This is a genomic window from Streptomyces pinistramenti, assembly GCF_020564935.1.
Classification (GTDB): Bacteria; Actinomycetota; Actinomycetes; order Streptomycetales; family Streptomycetaceae; genus Streptomyces; species Streptomyces pinistramenti.
Genome location: NZ_JAJCXB010000088.1, coordinates 1 through 19,887, shown reverse-complemented (window position 1 = coordinate 19,887; position 19,887 = coordinate 1). Strand labels below are relative to the sequence as shown.

General features: G+C 72.2%; 17 protein-coding genes. 11 read left to right on the top strand and 6 right to left on the bottom strand.

Going from position 1 to position 19,887, the window contains the following annotated elements; all coding sequences use genetic code 11:
• Positions 1–2,165: thiol reductant ABC exporter subunit CydC (gene cydC, locus LIU39_RS32800; RefSeq protein ID WP_227050600.1), on the top strand; the 2,165-nt coding region annotated here is incomplete at its 5' end.
• 107 nt (positions 2,166–2,272) lie between these two features.
• Entirely contained in the window at positions 2,273–3,952 is a 1,680-nt protein-coding gene (locus LIU39_RS32795; RefSeq protein WP_227050603.1) for a sensor histidine kinase, read from the top strand.
• A 4-nt stretch (positions 3,953–3,956) separates the two neighbouring features.
• Here the strand turns inward: LIU39_RS32795 and LIU39_RS32790 are convergent, their stop codons facing one another.
• Entirely contained in the window at positions 3,957–5,081 is a 1,125-nt protein-coding gene (locus tag LIU39_RS32790; protein ID WP_227050599.1) for an HAD hydrolase family protein, read from the bottom strand.
• 176 nt (positions 5,082–5,257) lie between these two features.
• Between LIU39_RS32790 and LIU39_RS32785 the strand changes: the two genes are divergently transcribed.
• From LIU39_RS32785 to pspAB, 3 genes are all read left to right on the top strand, one after another.
• Positions 5,258–6,154 carry an LLM class flavin-dependent oxidoreductase gene (locus LIU39_RS32785; RefSeq protein WP_227050598.1) on the top strand — a complete coding sequence of 299 codons (897 nt, stop codon included), beginning with the start codon at positions 5,258–5,260 and terminating at the stop codon, positions 6,152–6,154.
• A gap of 182 nt (positions 6,155–6,336) precedes the next feature.
• Positions 6,337–7,236: a zinc metalloprotease HtpX gene (gene htpX, locus LIU39_RS32780; RefSeq protein ID WP_227050597.1), complete on the top strand. Its 900-nt coding sequence runs from the start codon at positions 6,337–6,339 to the stop codon at positions 7,234–7,236.
• A 139-nt stretch (positions 7,237–7,375) separates the two neighbouring features.
• Positions 7,376–7,939: a PspA-associated protein PspAB gene (pspAB, locus tag LIU39_RS32775; RefSeq protein WP_227050596.1), complete on the top strand. Its 564-nt coding sequence runs from the start codon at positions 7,376–7,378 to the stop codon at positions 7,937–7,939.
• Between the two features lie 88 nt (positions 7,940–8,027).
• Here pspAB and LIU39_RS32770 read toward each other — a convergent pair whose 3' ends face one another.
• Positions 8,028–8,597 (bottom strand): PadR family transcriptional regulator, encoded by a 570-nt coding sequence (locus LIU39_RS32770; protein WP_227050595.1) that lies wholly within the window; start codon positions 8,595–8,597, stop codon positions 8,028–8,030.
• Between the two features lie 116 nt (positions 8,598–8,713).
• On the opposite strand from LIU39_RS32770, the gene LIU39_RS32765 reads away from it, so the two are divergent.
• Both LIU39_RS32765 and LIU39_RS32760 read left to right on the top strand, forming a co-directional pair.
• Positions 8,714–9,295, top strand: coding sequence for a hypothetical protein (locus LIU39_RS32765; RefSeq protein ID WP_227050594.1), 582 nt, complete (start codon positions 8,714–8,716; stop codon positions 9,293–9,295).
• Positions 9,296–9,299: 4 nt separating this feature from the next.
• Positions 9,300–10,622 carry a carotenoid oxygenase family protein gene (locus tag LIU39_RS32760; protein WP_227050593.1) on the top strand — a complete coding sequence of 441 codons (1,323 nt, stop codon included), beginning with the start codon at positions 9,300–9,302 and terminating at the stop codon, positions 10,620–10,622.
• 91 nt (positions 10,623–10,713) lie between these two features.
• Here LIU39_RS32760 and LIU39_RS32755 read toward each other — a convergent pair whose 3' ends face one another.
• From LIU39_RS32755 to LIU39_RS32740, 4 genes are all read right to left on the bottom strand, one after another.
• Positions 10,714–11,904 carry a MerR family transcriptional regulator gene (locus LIU39_RS32755; protein ID WP_227050592.1) on the bottom strand — a complete coding sequence of 397 codons (1,191 nt, stop codon included), beginning with the start codon at positions 11,902–11,904 and terminating at the stop codon, positions 10,714–10,716.
• Between the two features lie 11 nt (positions 11,905–11,915).
• Positions 11,916–12,833: a metal-dependent hydrolase gene (locus LIU39_RS32750; RefSeq protein WP_227050591.1), complete on the bottom strand. Its 918-nt coding sequence runs from the start codon at positions 12,831–12,833 to the stop codon at positions 11,916–11,918.
• 237 nt (positions 12,834–13,070) lie between these two features.
• On the bottom strand, positions 13,071–14,801 hold the full coding sequence (locus tag LIU39_RS32745) for an SDR family oxidoreductase (RefSeq protein WP_227050602.1): 1,731 nt from the start codon (positions 14,799–14,801) through the stop codon (positions 13,071–13,073).
• Between the two features lie 116 nt (positions 14,802–14,917).
• On the bottom strand, positions 14,918–15,784 hold the full coding sequence (locus tag LIU39_RS32740) for a M24 family metallopeptidase (RefSeq protein WP_227050590.1): 867 nt from the start codon (positions 15,782–15,784) through the stop codon (positions 14,918–14,920).
• Positions 15,785–16,039: 255 nt separating this feature from the next.
• On the opposite strand from LIU39_RS32740, the gene LIU39_RS32735 reads away from it, so the two are divergent.
• The 4 genes from LIU39_RS32735 (at position 16,040) to LIU39_RS32720 (ending at position 19,827) form a co-directional block, all read left to right on the top strand.
• Entirely contained in the window at positions 16,040–17,116 is a 1,077-nt protein-coding gene (locus tag LIU39_RS32735; RefSeq protein ID WP_372464133.1) for an ABC transporter ATP-binding protein, read from the top strand.
• Entirely contained in the window at positions 17,106–18,038 is a 933-nt protein-coding gene (locus LIU39_RS32730) for an ABC transporter permease (protein WP_227050588.1), read from the top strand. The genes LIU39_RS32735 and LIU39_RS32730 overlap by 11 nt, the downstream gene beginning before the upstream one ends.
• Before the next feature lie 76 nt (positions 18,039–18,114).
• Positions 18,115–19,026 carry an ABC transporter ATP-binding protein gene (locus tag LIU39_RS32725; protein WP_227050587.1) on the top strand — a complete coding sequence of 304 codons (912 nt, stop codon included), beginning with the start codon at positions 18,115–18,117 and terminating at the stop codon, positions 19,024–19,026.
• Between the two features lie 81 nt (positions 19,027–19,107).
• Positions 19,108–19,827 carry an ABC transporter permease subunit gene (locus LIU39_RS32720; protein ID WP_227050601.1) on the top strand — a complete coding sequence of 240 codons (720 nt, stop codon included), beginning with the start codon at positions 19,108–19,110 and terminating at the stop codon, positions 19,825–19,827.
• Positions 19,828–19,887 lie beyond the last annotated feature (60 nt).

Below are 19,887 nucleotides of genomic sequence, written 5' to 3'. Positions count from 1 at the left end.
GGCAGCGCATCGCGCTCGCCCGCGCCTTCCTCGCCGACCGTCCGATCCTGCTCCTGGACGAGCCGACCGCGAGCCTGGACGGCGGGACGGAGGCGGCGGTCGTGGACGCGGTGCGCCGCCTGGCGGCCGGGCGTACGGTCCTGCTGGTCGTGCACCGGCCCGCGTTGCTCGCGGTGGCCGACCGCACCGTGCGGCTGCCGGATCCGGCGGACGGCGGCGGCGCCACCCGGTCCCGTGCGGTGCGGGTACCGTCGCCCGCGGCCGTCGCCCCGGCTCCTGTTGCCGCCGTCCCCGCCGCCGTGCCGGAGCCGGCCGGTAGGGGCGCAGGGGCCGGATCGGCGCTGTCGCGGCTGCGCCGGCTGGCCCGTGCCCGCAGGTCCAGGTTCGCGCTCGCGCTGCTGCTGGGGAGTCTGGCGCTGGGCAGCGCGGTGGGGCTGATGGCGACGTCCGGGTGGCTGATCTCCCGGGCTTCGCAGCAGCCGCCGGTGCTGTATCTGATGGTGGCGGTCACCGCGACCCGGGCGTTCGGCATCGGCCGTGCCGTCTTCCGTTATGCCGAACGGCTCGTGGCGCACGACGCGGTGTTCCGGATGCTCGCCGATGTCCGGGTCGCGGTCTTCCGGCGGCTGGAGAGGCTGGCGCCCGCCGGGCTGAAGGGGCGCAGCCGCGGCGATCTGCTGTCGCGTCTGGTGGCCGATGTCGATGCCGTGCAGGACCACTTCCTGCGGTGGCTGCTGCCCGTGGGGGCCGCGGTGCTGGTCGGCGCGGGGACCGTCGGATTCACCGGCTGGCTGCTGCCGGAGGCGGGCGGACTGCTCGCTGCCGGGCTGCTGCTGGCGGGTGCCGGGGTGCCTGCGGTGTCGGGCGCGCTGGCCCGCCGGGCGGAGCGGCAGCTGGCGCCCGCGCGGGGGCGGCTGTCCACCCGGATCGTCGATCTGCTCACCGGCACGGCCGAGTTGACGGTCGCGGGCGCGCTCGCGGGCCGTACGGAAGCGGTGCGGCGCGCGGACCGGGAGCTGACCGGGATCGCGTCCCGCTCGTCGTCGGCGGCCGGGGCGGGGGCCGGTCTTTCGGCGCTGCTGTGCGGGCTGACGGTGGCCGCGACCGCGGTGGCCGGCGTGCAGGCGGTGCGCGAGGGGCGGCTGGACGGGGTGGCGCTCGCGGTGGTCGTGCTGACGCCGCTGGCCGCGTTCGAGGCGGTGGCCGGGCTGCCGCTCGCGGTGCAGTACCGCCAGCGCACCCGGCGTGCGGCGGAACGGGTCTTCGAGGTGCTGGACGCCCCGGATCCGGTCGTCGAACCGGCGTCCCCGGCCCCCGCGCCCACCTCGCCGTTCCCGCTGGTCGTAAAGGATCTGACCGCGCGCCATGCCGGGCAGGCCGGCCTCGCGCTGGACGGCGTCGGGTTCACCCTGCAGGCCGGCCGGCGGCTCGCCGTCGTCGGCCCTTCCGGCTCCGGCAAGACGACGCTCGCGCAGGTGCTGCTGCGGTTCCTGGACCGGGAAGCCGGCTCCTACACGCTGGACGGTGTGGAGGCCGCGGCGCTGGACGGCGAGGCGGTCCGGCGTCTGGTCGGGCTGTGTGCACAGGACGCGCACCTCTTCGACAGCTCGCTGCGCGAGAACCTCCGGCTGGCCCGCCGGAACCCGGACGCCGTCGCGTCCGCCGGCGAAGAGCAGCCGTCCGGTGACGACCAGGACCTGTGGGACGCCCTCGGCAGGGCGCGGCTCGCGGAGTGGGTGCGCGGGCTGCCCGACGGGCTCGACACCATGGTCGGCGAGCACGGCGCCCGGCTGTCGGGCGGCCAGCGGCAGCGCCTCGCGCTGGCCCGCGCGCTGCTGGCGGACTTCCCCGTGCTCGTCCTGGACGAGCCCGCCGAGCACCTCGACCTGGCCACCGCCGACGCGCTGACCGCCGATCTGCTGGCCGCGACCGAGGGCCGTACGACGGTCCTGATCACCCACCGGCTGACCGGTCTCGACCAGGTCGACGAGGTGCTGGTGCTGGCGGACGGCCGGGCCGTGCAGCACGGCGGGTACGCGGAGCTGGCCGCGGCCGACGGGCCGTTCCGGCGCATGCTGGAACGCGAGCGTGCGGTGGACGCGGCGTACGGCCCGCCGCAGTCGGCGGCGGGCGCGCGTAGCGGCGTCCTGGCCCTGCCCGCATAACTGGACTTTCCTCGGAAAAGCGTCGTTATTAGGCTCGGGGCATGGCAGCCACGGCAGGACCCCAGGATCCCGCGGACTTCCGGCCCGCCGGATCCGACCCCGACCCGATGCGCGCCGCGACCGAGGCGACCCGCAGCCTGCAGGGCCTCTCGTCCGAGCTGACCGCACGGGTGCCGCAGCTGCTGGAGGCGATGCGCACGGTCGGCGCCGGACTGGATCTGCACATCACCCTCGACCGGATCGCGGAGACCGCCGCGGACCTGGCCGACGCCCGGTACGCCGCGATCGGCCTCATCGACGAGGCGCGCGAGGGCCTGTCCGACTTCGTGACGTACGGCGTGACGGCGGCGGAGCACCGGCGTATCGGTGAGCTGCCGGACGGCCACAAGGGACTGCTGGGCGCGCTCATCCACGACCCGCAGGCGATGCGGCTGTCCGACCTCACCGAGGATCCGCGCTCGGCCGGTCTGCCTCCGGGGCACCCGCCGATGCGGACGTTCCTGGGGGTGCCGATCCGCGTCCAGGGCGAGATCTTCGGCAACCTCTATCTGACGGAGAAGCGCGGCGGCGGGCAGTTCAGCGAGGAGGACCTGCACATGGTGCGGGTGCTGGCCACCGAAGCGGGCATCGCGATCGGCAACGCCCGGCTGTACGCCGTCACCCGGCAGCGGGAGCACTGGATCGACGGTTCGGTCGCGGTGACCACCGAACTCCTCGCGGGCAGCGATGTCGACGACGCGCTCGCCGTGGTGGCCGAGCAGGCGCGGCGGCTGGCGGATTCGGCGGCCGGGATCGTGCTGCTGCCGGACGAGGAGGGCGGCCTGGAGATCGTCGCGGTGTCGGCGGACGACCCGACCGGGATCATGGGGACGCAGATCCCGCCGGACAGCCCGGTGACCGCGCAACTCCTGGCGGGCGAGCCGGTGTTCGTGGACGATTCGGCCACCGATCCGCGCATGATCACCGCCATCGCGCCGCGTTTCGGACCGAGCATGATGCTGCCGCTCAAGAGCGGCGGCCGGGTCCTGGGCACCCTCGCTACCCCCAGGAACCGCGGCGGGCGCGCGTTCACCGCCGCCGAACGCACCCTGGCCAAGCAGTTCGCCGCGCAGGCCGCGCTGGCCCTGGTGCTCGCCGACGCGCAGCGGGACCGCGAGCGCCTCGCGGTCTACGAGGACCGCGACCGGATCGCTCGCGACCTGCACGACCTGGTCATCCAGCGGCTGTTCGCCACCGGAATGCTGCTGGAGAGCGCGCAGCGCAGGGCCGAAGTGCCGGAGGTCACCCAGGGCATCGGCAAGGCCGTGGACGAACTGGACGTGACGATCCAGGAGATCCGGACCGCGATCTTCGCGCTCCAGCAGGGCCCGGCCGAGGCGCCGTCCGGGCTGCGCACCCGTGTGCTGCGGGAGATCGGCGCGGCCGCCGTACCGCTCGGCTTCCAGCCCTCGGCGCACTTCGTCGGCCCGGTCGACTCCCGGGTCGGCGAGCTGACCGGCAAGAACCTGATCGCGGCGTTGCGGGAAGCACTGTCGAACGCGTTCCGGCATGCGCAGGCGTCCCGGATCGAGGTCGTTGTCGATGCGACGGTGACGCTGCCCGACGGCACGGACGGGGTGCGGCTGACGGTCACGGACGACGGGGTCGGCATCCCGGCGGGCGGCCGGCGCAGCGGCCTGAAGAACCTCGCGAAGCGCGCCGAGTCGCTCGGCGGATCGAGCAGCTACGGGCCGGGGCTCGGCGAGGACGGTACGGGCACGCGGGTCAGCTGGGAGGCGCCGCTGTGAGGCCCTACGGCTTGAGGATCTGCTCGATGACGGCCGCCACGCCGTCCTCGTTGTTGGAGACCGTCCGGCCCGTGGTGGTGGCCAGCACGTCGGGGTGGGCGTTGGCCATGGCGTAGGACGTGCCGGCCCAGCCGAGCATCTCTATGTCGTTGGGCATGTCCCCGAAGGCGACGACTTCTTCCGGGGTGATGCCGCGTTCCGCACAGCACCGGGCGAGCGTCCCGGCCTTGCTGACCCCGGGGCCGCTGATCTCCAGGAGGGCGGTGGGGCTGGACCGGGTGAAGGACGCGAGGCCGCCTGCGGTGGCGCGGGCCAGGGCGAGGAACGCGTCGGGATCCAGGTCGGGGTGGTGGGCGAGGAGCTTCAGGATGGGCTGGTCGGGGCCGGTGGTGGGGATGCCGGTGCCGGAAGTGCGGGGAGTGAGGTGTGTGGTGCCGGTGCCTGGTGTCCCGGAGGAGTCCGGCGCTCCGGTGCGTGTCGCGGCCAGGAGGCCCGACGGGGTGGTGCCGTACGTCGCGGCGTTCCGCAGCCGTCCCGTAGAGGCGCCGTTTTCCGTGCCGTCGGGCCGGGCGAGGCCGTCCGGGGCGGCCGGGTCCGTGCCGTCCGGCAGGTCGGATCCGTTCAGGCGCGTCGGTGCGGGTCCTGGTGGCGGTGCGAAGTCGTCGGCGAGCAGCTTCTCGACCGGGGCGATGACCGCGGCCGGATCCAGGTGGAAGGGCGGGTACTGCGGCTCGTAGTGGATGCCGCCGGTGCGCTCGACCGCGAAGGTGGTGCCGGGCGCCGCGCGGCGCAGCGCGTCCACGACGGCGCGTGCCACGGCGCGTTCCAGCGGGCTGACCTCGACGATGCGGCGGTCGCGGTGCAGGTCGACGACGGCCGCGCCGTTCGCGCAGATCGCCAGGCCGTGACCGTGCACATGGTCACTGACCACGCCCATCCAGCGGGCCGGGCGGCCGGTGACGAAGAAGACCTCGACGCCGGCCCGTTCCGCGGCGGCGAGCGCGGCGATCGTCCGGTCCGAGACCGTCTTGTCGTCGTGCAGCAGGGTGCCGTCGAGGTCGGTGGCGATCAGCCGGGGGCCGAGGGCCGGCTCGGGCACCCGGTGTGGCGTCGCGGAGGCATCAGTCACCGGTCCATCTTCCCGTACCGCGGCGCGCAGACGTGCGGTGGGGCGCGCGCCTGAGCCCGTGGGATGGCCGGTACGGGACGCCGGGACGGGTGCCGCGCCCGGCCGGCGGGCCCGGGGCGGACCGGTTCCCTCCGGTGCCTTGCGGGGGTTCCGGCGGGCGGCCGTAGGCTCGGGGTATGCGACTGAGCACCGTGATCCTCCCCGTCCGCCGCTGGTCCGACGGCGGAAGAGAGGTGTGGCAGCACGCCGAGGAGCTGGGCTTCCACACCGCGTACACCTACGACCACCTTTCCTGGCGGAGCTTTCGCGACGGGCCGTGGTTCGGCGCGATTCCGACGCTGACGGCGGCCGCCGCCGCGACCTCCCGGCTGCGCCTGGGCACCCTCGTCACCTCGCCGAACTTCCGCCACCCGGTCACCCTCGCCAAGGAGTTGATCTCGCTCGACGACATCAGCGAAGGCCGCGTCACGCTGGGTATCGGCGCCGGCGGGAACGGATTCGACGCCACCGCGCTCGGGCAGCACCCGTGGTCGCCGCGGGAGCGGGCCGACCACTTCGGCGAGTTCGTCACGCTCCTCGACCGGCTGCTGACGCAGGACGTCGTCACGTACGAGGGCGACCACTACTCCGCGCACGAGGTCCGCAACATCCCCGGGTGCGTGCAGCGGCCGCGGCTGCCGCTCGCGGTGGCGGCCACCGGGACGCGCGGCCTGAAGCTGGCCGCCCGGTACGGGCAGGCATGGGTGACCACCGGTGATCCGAAGGTGGTCAACGCGGGCGGCACGCCCGCCGAGTCGCTGGCGGCGCTCGAAGGCCAGGTGGAGCGCCTGGGCAAGGCGTGCGCAGACATCGGCCGCGACCCCGGTGAGCTGCAGAAGATCCTGCTGACGGGGTTCACCCCCGACCGGCCGCTGGACTCGTTCGACGCGTTCGTGGACTTCGCCGGTGCCCATGCCGAGCTGGGCTTCGACGAGATAGTGCTGCACTGGCCGATCGCCGATTCGATGTTCGCGGCCGATGTCGCGGTCTTCGAGCGGATCGCCACGGAGGCGCTGGGACAGCTGGACTCCTGACCGTCCCGGGGCCTTCCCGCTCTCTCCGGGACTTATGGTGCGCCGCTGGCCTGGGCTTTATCCCACATGTAGGAAAGAAGAGGGAGAATCGGGGCAGCGGCGTACTGTGCAGGACCCGGCGTCCAGGAATCGGGGCGGTCCCGGGCCCGTACCGTGCGCGGAACGCGACGTGTGGAGGAGCCATGGCACAGACCCGTTTCGCCCCCGACCGCGGGCTCACCTCCCGCATGGTCATGACGATGTTCTTCATCGGACTGCTGTACGTCGTGGTCGTCGGGGCGCTGGTGGTGCTGCTCAAGGGCGCGTGGGTGGTGGTGCTGATCATCGCGGGCGGCCTGTTCATCGCGCAGTTCTGGTTCAGCGACCGGATCGCCGCGTTCAGCATGGGGGCCCGTGAGGTGACCCCCGAGCAGGCGCCCGAACTGCACGGCGCCGTCGACCGGCTGTGCGCGCTGGCCGACATGCCCAAGCCGCGGGTGGCCATCGCCGAATCGGATGTGCCGAACGCGTTCGCCACCGGCCGCAACCAGAAGAACTCCATGGTCTGCGCCACGACGGGACTGCTGAGGCGGCTGGAGCCCGATGAGCTGGAGGGTGTGCTGGCGCACGAGCTGTCGCACGTCGCACACCGCGATGTCGCGGTGATGACCATCGCCTCGTTCCTCGGCGTCCTGGCCGGAATCATCACCCGGGCCGCCCTGTGGAGCGGCGTCGGACGCAACAACCGTGACCAGAACGCGGCGATTGCCGTCCTTGTCGTCACCGCGGTCAGCGCCGTCGTGTACGCCATCAGCTTCCTGCTGACCCGCCTGCTGTCGCGCTACCGGGAGCTGTCCGCCGACCGGGCCGCCGCGATCCTCACCGGCCGTCCGTCGTCGCTGGCCTCTGCGCTGACGAAGATCACCGGGCAGATCGCGCGGATCCCGACCGACGACCTGCGCAAGTCCCAGCCGTTCAACGCCTTCTTCTTCGCCCCCGCGTTCAACAAGGAGACCTTCAGCCGGCTGCTGTCGTCGCACCCGACGCTGGAACAGCGCCTTGACCAGCTGGGACGGATCTCGACGCAGCTGGGACGGCCGTGACCGGACGGCGGGTGCGACCGGCGCACCAGGGTGCGGCCCGATGCCCGGGGCGTCGCTGACGGCGTGCCGGGAAGGACGGCGGCGCCGGGCACGGGGTGTGCCGGGCGCCGGACCACAGTGAGCGAGGAGTATGGAGCGCATGGGATTTCTGGATGCCCTTCTGGGCCGCAGCAAGCCGGTACGCCCCGATCTGGACCGGCTGTTCGCCCTGCCGTCCGCGGCGGTCACCCTCCAGGCCGCCGCCGGGTTCACGCCCACGGGCCTGGGATCGGTGTGTTTCGCCAGCGTCGAGGGCGCGGAATTCGCCCGCATCCAGGACGAGGTGCAGGCCCTCCTGGGCACACCGGTTGAATTCAGCCAGGACGCGTACGGCTATACCTGGATGCAGGCGCGGCATGCCCCGGAGGACGCGGCGGGGCTGGTCAACGACCTGCACGCGGTCAACTCGGCCCTGGAAGGCGCGGGGTTCGGCCCCCAGCTGCTCTGCTCGCTGATGGGTTTCCGCAACGAGCGGGGGCAGCGGCTGGCGCTCGTCTATCTCTACAAGCGCGGCACGTTCTACCCGTTCGCGCCGAAGGGCGACGGCGGCCAGAAGCGGGACAATCCGCTCGAACTCCAGCTGCGGGCGATGCTCGCGGACGATCTGACGGTCGAGGAGGACCTCGGCCGGTGGTTCCCGGTGTGGGGCGCGCCGGGCCTCTGACCCGGAACACCCATCCGGCCCGGACCGGCACCTGATTTCCGCCCGGTGAGGCCCGCGGCGACCCGCCGTGGCGGGCCGGCCGGGCGCCTCACTCCTTGTGCGCCCGCCGGTCCCTGACGCGCTCTCCCGCTTTCCTGGCCTTCGCGGAACCGATCTCCTCCGCGGCCCACTTCGCCCACTCCTCGTGCGCCGTCGACATCCGCAGGCCGTACTCCAGGGAGAGCCGTCCGTAGACCGAGATCATGTCCTCGTCCCACTCCGTCTTCTGGTCGATTTCCTCGTACCGGGCGCGGGCGCGGGCGGCGTCCGCGGCCATGTGCAAGAGGTAGGTGCGCGCTTCGAGCGGGGTGAGGACGCCGAGAAAGAAGACCCGCAGCAGGCCGTCGTGGCGGGCGGGACCGCTGGGCTCGACATCGGTGAGCCAGTGCCGCAGTTCGGTCAGGCCGTTGTCGGTGATCGCGTATTCCTTGCGGCCGCGGGGGCCGTGGGCGGCGACCTCGACCAGCCCTGCGGTGGTGAGTTTGCCCAGCTCGCCGTAGACCTGGCTCTGCGTCGCAGGCCAGACCTCGGCCAGCGAGACGTTGAACAGCTTCATCAAGTCGTAGCCGCTGGCGGGGGCTTCGGACAGCAATCCGAGCACGGCATGTCTCAGGCTCATGACCGTCACTTTACCTTCCACTCTTGACATGTCAAAGATGCACCTTCTATCTTCGACATGTCTGAAGTGGAATGTGGTGCCGGGGGAATTGCCCGCGGTCCGCGAAATGGGGGGTCATGATCTACCTGAGGGGTTTCCTGCCGTGGCTGGCCTTCGCGGGCGCGTCCTCGTTCGGCTGGCAGTGGGGTGCGCTCGCCGGGCTCGTACTCGCGGCCGTGCTGCTCGTGTCCGACCGTGCGGCGGGCTGGTCGCCGGCCGGACGCATGCTGGAGTACGGCACGATCGTGTTCTTCGCGGCGCTCACCGTGCTCGCCTTCGTGCGGCCCGACAGCGGCCTGGAGTCCTACAGCAACGCACTGTCCACGGGCTGGCTCGCGCTCATCGCCTGGCTGTCGATCGCCGTCAGGTGCCCTTTCACGCTTGCCATGGCCCGCCGCATGGCGCCGCCCGAGGTCTGGGGCAGTCCGCTCTTCCGGCGGATCAGCGTCGTGATCACCGCGGTGTGGGCGCTGTCCTTCACGCTCACCGCACTGGCCCAACTGGCCATTGCTGCCTACGGGTTGAGCATGTTCTGCTCGATTCTCGTCCAGATCGCCGCATTCGTCGTTCCGATCAGGTTCACCGCCACGTACCCGGACCGGGCCCAGGCCCGGTTCGCCCGGGAGACCGGTGTCCAGCTGCAGACCCAGGAGGCATGACGCCATGGCCGCATCCCCACCCGCACCCCACCTGGCGGGCAATTTCGCCCCGGTGCCGGACGAACTGACCTGCTACGACCTGCCGGTTGACGGCGCCATCCCGCCGGAGCTGACCGGCTGGTACCTGCGCAACGGCCCCAACCCGCGGGATGCCGCCTCGCCCCACTGGTTCCTCGGCGACGGCATGGTCCACGGCCTGCGCCTGGAAGGCGGCCGGGCCGTCTCCTACCGCAACCGCTGGGTCCGCACCTCCACCTTCACCGACGGCGCGAAGGTGGTCGTCGGCCAGGGGCACTTCGACCACACCGCCGGCCTGGCCAACACTCACATCGTCCGGCATGCCGGACGCACCCTGGCACTGGTGGAATCGTCGTTCCCCTACGAGGTCGACTGCCGCCCCGGCCACGAGCTGGAGACCGTCGGGCCGCACGACTTCGGCGGCCGGCTCACCACCGCCATGACGGCCCACCCCAAGACCTGCCCCACCACCGGCGAACTGCATTTCTTCGGGTACGGCGGCTCCCGGCCCCCGTACCTCACCTACCACCGCGCCGACGCAGCAGGCGAGTTGGCGGTCAGCCGCCCCATCGACGTGCCCGGCCACACGATGATGCACGACTTCCATTTGACCGAGGCACACGTCGTGTTCATGGACCTCCCGGTCGTCTTCGACCGCAAGCTGCCCGGCATGCCGTACGGCTGGGATCCGGAGTACGGCGCCAGGCTGGGCGTGCTGCGCCGCGACGACCCGTTCGGCGAGGTCCGCTGGCTGCCCATCGACCCCTGCTACGTCTTCCATTCCCTGAACGCCCACGACGACGGCGACCAGCGCATCGTCCTGTACGTCTCCCGGTACGCCACGTTCGGCGGCCGCGACCCCGCCCACCTGTGGCGCTGGACCATCGACCTCGCCGCGGGCACGGTCACCGAGGAACAGCTCGATGACCGGTTCTGCGAGTTCCCCCGCATCGATGACCGGCTGGCGGGCGGCCCGGCCAGATTCGGCCACGCAACCTCGTGTGAGCTGCCCTTTTCGGGCCCGGAGGCGGGCGCACTGCTCCGCTACGACCTGCGGACCGGATCGGCCGTCCGGCACGACTTCGGTCCGGGCCGCACCCCGGGGGAGGCGGCCTTCGCGCCGGCGGACGGTACCCCCGGCGGCCCCGGCTGGCTGCTCACCTATGTCCATGACGCCGCCACCGACACCAGTGATCTCGTGGTGCTCGACGCCGACGACATATCCGCCGGCCCCGTGGCGACGGTCCGTCTTCCGCAGCGAGTGCCCTACGGGTTCCACGGCAACTGGCTGCCCGATCCCGTGCGGTGACGACTTCTTCCGGTGCGCGTCGGCGCCCCCGGACCGCCCTTTGACAACTGCAGAGAGAGGTTCGGAGCGGCTGCCGCGGTGCCCGCTCGGGTCAGCCGCTCTCGCCGGTCAGGTCGGCCGTCGTTGCCGTGGCTGCCGTCGGCCTCGCCGCGGCGGTGGTCCGGCCGTCTCGGGCGGTGGGTGAGGCCAGGGCGTCCATGGTGCGGGCCTGGACCTCGCGCTGAGCGGCGGCCGCGATGAACTCCGCCGCGTTCTCCGGCCCCACCAGGTCCCGCACGGCGCGCACGGTCGCTGCGGGGAGCGCCACCGGATCCCGGCCGGCCGCATCCCGGGCGGCCGGGACGCCGGGGGCCGCGGCACAGGTGTCCGCGGCATGGGCGTCCGCGGCATGGGCGTCTGAGGCACGAGGGGCCGGGGTGCCAGGGGCCGAGGTGCGAGGGCCGGTGCTGGGGGTGGTGCGCGCCCGCTGGTCGCCGTCGGGCAGCTCATGCCGTGCCGACGGGGCCGCCGCCGCGGGCCGGTACGCGGCAGCCGGAGGGAGGGATTCGACGAGGTGGTGGCGGAGATGCCGGGTGGCGAGGGTGCGCATGGCGCGGGCCAGCTCGGCATCGATGGTCTGCTGGGCCAGCGGACGCAGCCGGCGGATCAGCGACGCCGCTTCGACCGCTTCCGCCTCCGTCGGCGGGTGGTCCAGGAAGGGCCGGAAGACATGCTCGGTGGTGAAGTCCAGAAAGCGCGAGGCGATGTGCTCCACCTCGGCGCGCACCTCCCGCAGATGGCGGGCAATCGCCGCCAACGGCACACCGGCGGAGTGCAGTTCGGCGGCGACGGCCAGCTCCTGGGGGCTGGGCACCAAGAACTCGTCGTCCTGGCCCGGGATGCGTTCCAGCACACCCAGCTCGACGGCCTCGGAGAGCGCTGCGTCGTCGGGCACGCCGCCGAACGCGGTGTGCAGATCGGCACGGCCGATACGGGACGCCTTCTCGTCGGTCCAGGGCCCGTCGATCTCGGCCACCAGTCCCAGCACCCCGCCGAGGTCACGGCCGGCGTCCCACGCCTCCAGGAGTTCCTTGATGCTGGCGAGGGTGTAGCCGCGTTCCAGCAGGTCCGAGATCTGCCGGAGGCGGGCCAGGTGGGCGTCGCCGTAGACGTTGGCCCGGCCCCGGCGCTCCGGCCGCGGCAGCAGGCCGCGGTCCTGGTACGCGCGGATCGTGCGGACCGTGGCACCGCTGAGATGGGCCAGATCCTCGATGCGGTACTCCGGCTGCGGCTGGTCGGTCAAGGTGGTGCTCCTCACGAGATGGCCGCGCGGCCCACCGCACCTGCCGCGGCCCGTGCGGCCGGGGAGGACGCCAGGTAGGCGACGGCCGTGCGCAGCGACCCTTCCTGCGAGGGATGGTACGACCGGCGGAGGTAGCGCGGTATCGCCGCTCCCAGCCGACGCCAGCTGGGCAGCAGCCCCTTCGCGACGGCACGGTTGTGCTCCCGCAGCGAATAGCGGGAGCGGGCGGCGAGTTGGGGATCGTGCCGCAGCAGATAGGCCGCCCCCCAGGCCCAGAGGTAGAGCAGGACGGGGGCCGTGACGGCCATGCTCAGGAGGCGCCGGAGGTAGCGGCCCGGGTCTTCGCCGCCGGTGTGCTGGTACATGTCGAAGGCGACCGCGCGGTGCTCGACCTCCTCCGCGCCGTGCCAGCGCAGCAGATCGAGCATGACCGGGTCAGGGCCGGCGTGGTCCAGGCCGTCGGCCTCCAGCACCCAGGAGCCGAGTACGGCGGTGAACTGCTCGATGGCGGCGATGAGCGCGAGGCGGAAGCGCAGCCATTCCGGTGCGGGGACCGGGACGCCGAACGGAGGCTGTTCGCCCAGCAGGGTTTCGAAGAGGAAGTCGACGTGCCGGGTGTAGGGGCCGGTGTCCAGCCCCTGGTGTGCCAGGTGCTCCAGGACGGAGGAGTGCTGGACGCTGTGGGTGGCCTCCTGGCCCATGAAGCCCTTCACGTCCCTGAGCAGGTCCTCGTCCCGGACCAGGGGCAGCGCTTCCTTGAAGACCTTCACGAACCACCGTTCACCCGCGGGCAGCAGCAGGTGCAGCACGTTGATGACATGGGTGGCGGTGGGCTCGTCGGGTATCCAGTGCAGCGGGGTGCCGCGCCAGTCGAACGAGACCCGGCGCGGTGCGATGGGGTGGTGCTCCTCCGGTCGTGGCGTATTCATGCGCGACTCCTGTCGTGACGGTGCTCCTGACCTGGTGGTTCTTCTGGTGCCTCCGGTGGTCCTGGTCTCTGGTGCCCTGGTGTTTCCGGTGCTCCTGGCCGCGCCCGGGTGACCCGCGGGGTGGCGCGCTCACCTCCTGGCGGGGGACCGGATCGCACCCGGCCCCGGATCGCACCCGGCCCCGGCCCGCAACCGCGCCGGGCCCGCACCCCGCCCCGGCCCCTCCCCGCCGCACCCCTACAAAGGCGGCTCGATGCGGGCGATTGCGCGCAGGGCTCGTGGGGCGAAGCGGGAGAGCAGATGGGCGCCGCGTGCCTCGGGGGTCACCGGGACCACCGCCTGGTTGCGGACCACCGCACGCAGGACGGCGTCGGCGACCTTCTCCGGCGGGTAGTTGCGCATGCCGTACGCGCGGGCGGCCTTGGCCTGGCGGCGCTTCTCCTCGTCCGCCGAGACGCCGGTGAAGCGCGAGGTGGAGGTGATGCCGGTGTTCACCAGGCCGGGACAGATCGCCGAGACGCCGATGCCCTGCCCGGCCAGCTCCGCGCGCAGGCATTCGCTGAGCATCAGCACCGCCGCCTTCGACGTGCTGTACGCGGGAAGGACCCGGGAGGGCTGGAAGGCCGCGGCCGATGCGGTGTTGACGATGTGGCCGCCCTGCCCCCGGTCGGCCATCCGCCTGCCGAAGGTCCGGCAGCCGTGGATGACGCCCCAGAGATTGACGTCGAGCACCTTCTTCCAGTCCTCCGGCGTGGTCTCCATGAAGGATCCGGACAGGCCGATGCCGGCGTTGTTCACCAGGACGTCGACCGTGCCGTACTCCGCGTCGACCTTGTCGGCGAGCTTCTCCATCGCCGCCGCGTCGGAGACGTCGACGACCTCGCCGAACGCCTGCGGGGCGCCGATCAGGCGCGCCATGTCGGCGGTGCGCGCGGCCCCTTCCCCGTCCCGGTCCACGGCGATGATCCGGGCACCGGCCTCGGCGAACGCGAAGGCCGTCGCCCGGCCGATGCCGCTGGCCGCGCCGGTCACCAGCACCAGCTGCCCGCCGAAGCGGTCCGCGTGCGGTCCGCGTGCCGCTGCCTCCTTCGCCGGGTCGCCCTCCTCCTGGGCGGTCACGAACTCCGTGACCCAGGAGACCAGTTGGTCGGGGCGGGTGCGCGGCACCCAGTGCTTGGCCGGCAGGGTGCGGCGGGTCAGCCGGGGGGCCCACTGTTCGAGGTCGTCGTAGAGCCGCTCCGAGAGGAACATGTCGCCGGTCGGGGTGATGAGCTGGACCGGGCAGTGCGCGTAGGCGTCGGCGCGCGGGCGGCGCAGCCGGGCCCGGACGTTGTCGCGGTAGAGCCATGCGCCGTGGGCGGCGTCGGTGGGCAGCGACGGCGTCGGGTAGCCGCCGCCCGGCACCTTTTCGAAGCGCTCCAGGATGGCGGGCCAGCGCTTGCCGAGCGGGCCCTTCCAGGCCAGTTCGGGCAGTGCCGGGGTGTGCAGCATGTAGACGTACCAGGACTTCATGCCCTGGCCGATGAGCTGGGCGGCCCGCCGCGGCGAAGGGCGCGCCATCCGCTGCTTGATCCAGTGGCCGAAGTGGTCGAGGGAGGGGCCCGACATCGAGGTGAAGGACGCGATCCGGCCCTCGGTGCGCCGGACCGTGGCGAACTCCCAGGACTGTACCGATCCCCAGTCGTGGCCCACGAGGTGCACCGGCCGGTCCGGGCTGACGGCGTCGGCGACGGCCAGGAAGTCGTCCGTCAGCTTCTCCAGGGTGAATCCGCCGCGCAGTGGCTGCGGGGCGGTGGAGCGGCCGCAGCCGCGGACGTCGTAGAGCACCACATGGAAGCGGCCGGCCAGGCCGCGGGCGACCTCGGACCAGACCTCCTTGCTGTCCGGATAGCCGTGCACCAGCATCACGGTGGGCTGCGCCGGATCACCCAGTTCGGCCACGCACAGCTCGATGCCCCCGGTGCGCACCCGACGCTCCCGCGCCCCCCGGAGGCCGTCGGCCGCCCCGCCGGCCCCGGCGCTCTCCGCACCCTCCCCCGGGCCGTGCCCCTGCCCACGCCCCTGCTCCTGTCCACGTACCGTGTTCACGCGGCCTTCTCCTCCTGCCAGCGCCGCACATGCGGCAGATCGTCATCGAGCCAAAAGGCGCTTTCCTGCGGGTCCTTGGAGTCCGTCACCACGAGGATTTCCTCGAACTTCGCCCCCGTGCCCCGGAAGCCGAGGTGCGGTTCGACCGCCCAGAGGCCCGGCTGCGGCGGATGGTCGGAGAAGGTGTACGGACTCCACAGCGGGGACCAGCCGTCGCGGTGTCCGTGCAGCGCGTCGGCCGCCAGGCCCTTGAGCGACTGGGTGCCGAATCCGAAGAGGGTGGGTGACCAGCGGCGTTCCTTGACCCGGTCGATTTTGTGGGCGATGACGCCGAAGGGGTAGGCCCGGTGCCGGTTGGTGTGGCCCTGGCGCACCATGAGCCGTTCGACGTCCTCGTAGATCTCGCGCAGCGGCCGCCGTTCGCGGACCTCGCGCAGGATCAGCTCGCGGTGCGCCTCCAGGTCCGCCAGCAGCCGGTCGTGCACGGGATTGAGTCCCAGGCAGCCGGAGTAGCCGATGTCGGCGGTGTAGCCGTGGTGGACGGGGGCCAGGTCGAGGATGAAGGCCATCCCCGGCTCCAGCGCGCGGTGGGTGGGGAAGAACTGCAGCGGGATGCGGAAGTTGGCGAAGGCCGTGCGGTCGCCGAACCATGCGAAGGGGAGGTGGAACCAGTCCCGTACGCCGCGCTCGCGCAGCCAGGTGCGCTGCATCCGGGCCGCATCCCGCTCGGTGACGCCGGGTTTGAGCTGGGCGGCGACGGCCTCGGCGCAGGCGTAGGCGAGACGCTGGACGTCCCGGAATCCGCGCAGTTCGGCGGTGAGCCGGCCGCCTTCCGCCGGGGTCACTGAGGTCACTGAAGCCATCGCCAACCGTCCGTCCGTCCGTAAGCGGGGCATTGCGGTACGTGCGCGTAACTTGACACTGATGAATGTGACAATGACCGGAGGCTGCGTCAAGGGGTGTGCGGCACAGGCGTGCTCCGGACCGCTGGACGCCGGGCCGTGGCAGGGCGGGCCGGCCGCCGTCCCCGGGGCCGGATGCGCCCCAGGGAGGGGATCCCCTACGGGCTCTCGTCCCGGAGAGGTAGGGACACACCATCGCCAGGGCTGACGACCGGCGTGGCAAGCGCCACTACGGTCGATGACGTGACTGTGATCGTGACCGAAAGCCTGAGCAAGCGGTTCCCGCGGGTGACCGCATTGGACCGGCTGTCCGTCGACATCGCCCCCGGCGTGACCGGCCTGGTGGGTGCCAACGGCGCCGGAAAGTCCACCCTGATCAAGATCCTGCTCGGTCTGGCCCCGGCCACCGAGGGGACCGCGCACGTCCTCGGCATGGACGTGACCGCACACGGCAGCACGATCCGTGAGCGCGTCGGCTACATGCCCGAGCACGACTGCCTGCCACCCGATGTCTCCGCCACCGAATTCGTCGTCCACATGGCCCGGATGTCCGGGCTGCCGCCCACCGCGGCCCGGGAACGCACCGCTGACACCCTGCGCCACGTCGGCCTGTACGAGGAGCGCTACCGTCCCATCGGCGGCTACTCCACCGGCATGAAGCAGCGGGTGAAGCTGGCCCAAGCGCTGGTCCACGACCCGCAGTTGGTGTTCCTGGACGAGCCGACCAACGGCCTCGACCCGGTCGGCAGGGACGAGATGCTGGCGCTGATCCGCCGCATCCACACGGACTTCGGCATCTCCGTCCTGGTGACCTCCCATCTCCTGGGCGAGCTGGAGCGGACCTGTGACCACGTCGTCGTCATCGACGGCGGAAAGCTGCTGCGCTCGTCGGCCACCGACGACTTCACGCAGGTCACCGCCTCGCTGGCGGTCGAGGTCACGGACACCGACACGTGTCCCGACGGCACCGAGGCGCTGCGCGCCGCGCTGTCGGCCGCCGGAGCCGTGGTGACCTCCGCGGCTCCCGGTGCGGACGGCCCGGCCGCTTCCGGGCATCTGCTGCACGTCGAGGTGTCCGGTGAGGAGACCTACGACCTGGTGCGGGACACCGTCGCCGGACTCGGCATCGGGCTGGTCCGGATGGAACAGCAGCGGCACCGGATCGCCGAGGTCTTCCGCGACGCGGACGCGGCGGCGGAATCCTCGGCCGCAGCGGCCGCCGCCCCCACCGCCGCTCCCGCCCCCGCCGTCTCGTACGCCCCCCAGGAAGGAGGTGCCCCCGATGTCGCGTGAGACCACCGCAAAGACCCTTGCGAAGACTGCCGCGCAGGCGCCCGCAGCGGTGCCCGACGTCATTCACAACATCGGCTACCGCCACTACGACGGCCCGCGCCTGGGCCGTGCGTACGCCCGCAGGTCGCTGTTCTCGCAGAGCCTGCGCGGCGCCTACGGACTCGGCCGCTCGGCCAAGTCCAAGGTGCTGCCGATGCTGCTCTTCGCGGTGATGTGCCTGCCCGCGGCGATCATGGTGGCGGTGACCGTCGTGACCAAGGCGGGCAGCCTCCCCGTCGGCTACACCCGCTACGCGATCTACGTCCAGGCCGTCATCGGCCTCTACCTGGCCTCCCAGGCGCCGCAGTCCGTCTCCCGTGACCTGCGCTTCAAGTCCGTACCGCTGTACTTCTCGCGCCCCATCGAGCGGGCCGACTACGTCGTGGCCAAGTTCGCCGCCATGGCGAGCGCGCTCTTCCTCCTCACCGGCGCTCCCCTGGTCATCCTGTACGTGGGGGCGCTGCTGGCGAAGCTGGACTTCCTCGACCAGACCAAGGGTCTGGCCCAGGGCCTGGTCTCCATCGCGCTGCTGTCGCTGCTGTTCGCCGGTATCGGCCTGGTCGTCTCCGCGCTCACCCCGCGCCGCGGCTTCGGCGTCGCCGCGGTGATCGCCGTACTGACCATCCCCTACGGGGCGGTGAGCGCCGTCCAGGGCATCGCGTTCGTGCAGGGCAACGAAGCGGCGGCGGGCTGGCTCGGCCTGTTCTCCCCGACCACCCTCATCGACGGCCTCCAGACGGTGTTCCTCGGTGGCACCAGCTCCTTCCCCAACGGCCTGGAGCCATCGACCGCAGCCGGATACGTCTACCTCCTCGTCACGCTGGGTGTCATCGCCGGCTGCTACGCCCTGCTGATGCGCCGCTACCGGAAGGCGGGCCTGTGAGGTACGCCCCCGCGTCCGTCATCCCGTCGCCCGCCATCGCCCCGCCCGCCACCCTCCGAAGGAATGGGCCCCGCCCATGAGCACTCTTCAGATCGACCACGTCTCCCGCTGGTTCGGCAACGTCGTCGCGGTCAACGACATCACGATGACCATCGCCCCCGGTGTGACCGGGCTGCTGGGCCCGAACGGCGCGGGGAAGTCCACCCTCATCAACATGATGGGCGGCTTCCTCGCCCCCTCCAACGGCACGGTCACCCTCGACGGCACCACCATCTGGCGCAACGAACGCAGCTACCGGCAGATCGGCATCGTCCCCGAACGCGAGGCGATGTACGACTTCCTCACCGGCCGCGAATTCGTGGTCGCCAACGCCGAGTTGCACGGGCTGGGCCGCGCAGAGGCGGCCAGGGCGCTGGGCACCGTCGAGATGGAGTACGCCCAGGACCGCAAGATCTCGACGTACAGCAAGGGTATGCGGCAGCGGGTGAAGATGGCGTCGGCGCTGGTGCACGACCCGTCCGTGCTGCTGCTCGACGAGCCGTTCAACGGCATGGACCCGCGGCAGCGGATGCAGCTGATGGAGCTGCTGCGGCGGATGGGGGACGAGGGCCGCACGGTCCTGTTCTCCTCGCACATCCTCGAAGAGGTCGAGCAACTGGCCTCGCACATCGAGGTGGTGGTGGCCGGCCGGCACGCCGCGTCCGGCGACTTCCGCAAGATCCGCCGGCTGATGACCGACCGCCCGCACCGCTACGTCGTCCGGTCCGACAACGACCGCGCCCTGGCCGGTGCGCTGATCGCCGACCCGTCGACGGCCGGCATCGAGGTGGACATCGCCGAGGGCGTGCTGCGCGTCCAGGCCGTCGACTTCCCCCGTTTCACCGCACTCCTGCCACGCGTCGCACGGGACCACGGCATCCGCCTGCTGGCGGTCTCGCCGTCCGACGAGTCGCTGGAATCCGTCTTCTCCTACCTCGTAGCGGCCTGAGCGGCCGGAAAGGAGCCCCGACGCATGTCCACGACCTCTCCGACGGCCCCGCCGATGTCCGCACCGGCCGCGTCGCACTCGCTGTTCCACCCGACCGTCGCCCGCCTCACCTACCGGGCCCTGCTCGGCCGCCGCCGCGCGCTGATCCTCTTCGCACTGCCCGCCCTCCTCATCGTGATCGCCCTGGTGGTCCGCGTGTTGAGCGGCGCCGACGACACCACGGCGAAGGGCGTCCTGGGCGGCTTCGCGCTGGCCACGATGGTGCCGCTGATCGGCGTCATCGCCGGTACGGGCGCGATCGGCCCGGAGATCGACGACGGCTCGGTGGTCTACCTCCTGGCCAAGCCGGTCAGGCGGTCGACGATCATCTTCACCAAACTGCTGGTCGCGATCGGTGTGACGGTGGCCTTCTCGGCCGTGCCGGTACTGATCGCCGGCTTCGTCCTGAACGGCAACAGCCAGCAGATCGCGGTGGCTTACGCGGTGGCCGCGGCCGTCGCCTCGGTCGCCTACAGCGCCCTGTTCCTCTTCTTCGGCACGGTCAGCCGGCACGCCGTCGTCTTCGGCCTGGTCTACGCCCTGGTCTGGGAGTCCCTGTTCGGCAGCCTGGTGGCGGGTGCGCGCACGCTCAGCATCCAGCAGTGGGCGCTCGCGGTCGGCCAGAAGATCGCGGCCGACGGCGCCGTCACCTCGGACGTGCAACTGCCGCTCGCCATCGGCCTGCTGGTCGTCGTCACCGCCGGCGCCACCTGGTACGCGGCGCGCAGGCTGCGGTCCCTGACGCTGGCGGGCGAGGAGTGACCTGCGGGCGCGGGTGACGCCCCTCCTTCACCCCGTGACGCGGCCGGGGGCGGCCCACAG

What these genes read in the sequence shown, in the direction of transcription:
- pspAB (WP_227050596.1), top strand. Translation starts at nt 7,376, where the DNA reads ATGGGATTTCTGGATGCCCTTCTGGGCCGCAGCAAGCCGGTACGCCCC.
- LIU39_RS32785 (WP_227050598.1), top strand. Translation starts at nt 5,258, where the DNA reads ATGCGACTGAGCACCGTGATCCTCCCCGTCCGCCGCTGGTCCGACGGC.
- LIU39_RS32725 (WP_227050587.1), top strand. Translation starts at nt 18,115, where the DNA reads ATGAGCACTCTTCAGATCGACCACGTCTCCCGCTGGTTCGGCAACGTC.
- LIU39_RS32740 (WP_227050590.1), bottom strand. Translation starts at nt 15,784, where the DNA reads ATGGCTTCAGTGACCTCAGTGACCCCGGCGGAAGGCGGCCGGCTCACC.
- LIU39_RS32760 (WP_227050593.1), top strand. Translation starts at nt 9,300, where the DNA reads ATGGCCGCATCCCCACCCGCACCCCACCTGGCGGGCAATTTCGCCCCG.
- LIU39_RS32750 (WP_227050591.1), bottom strand. Translation starts at nt 12,833, where the DNA reads ATGAATACGCCACGACCGGAGGAGCACCACCCCATCGCACCGCGCCGG.
- htpX (WP_227050597.1), top strand. Translation starts at nt 6,337, where the DNA reads ATGGCACAGACCCGTTTCGCCCCCGACCGCGGGCTCACCTCCCGCATG.
- LIU39_RS32765 (WP_227050594.1), top strand. Translation starts at nt 8,714, where the DNA reads ATGATCTACCTGAGGGGTTTCCTGCCGTGGCTGGCCTTCGCGGGCGCG.
- LIU39_RS32730 (WP_227050588.1), top strand. Translation starts at nt 17,106, where the DNA reads ATGTCGCGTGAGACCACCGCAAAGACCCTTGCGAAGACTGCCGCGCAG.
- LIU39_RS32795 (WP_227050603.1), top strand. Translation starts at nt 2,273, where the DNA reads ATGCGCGCCGCGACCGAGGCGACCCGCAGCCTGCAGGGCCTCTCGTCC.
- LIU39_RS32770 (WP_227050595.1), bottom strand. Translation starts at nt 8,597, where the DNA reads ATGAGCCTGAGACATGCCGTGCTCGGATTGCTGTCCGAAGCCCCCGCC.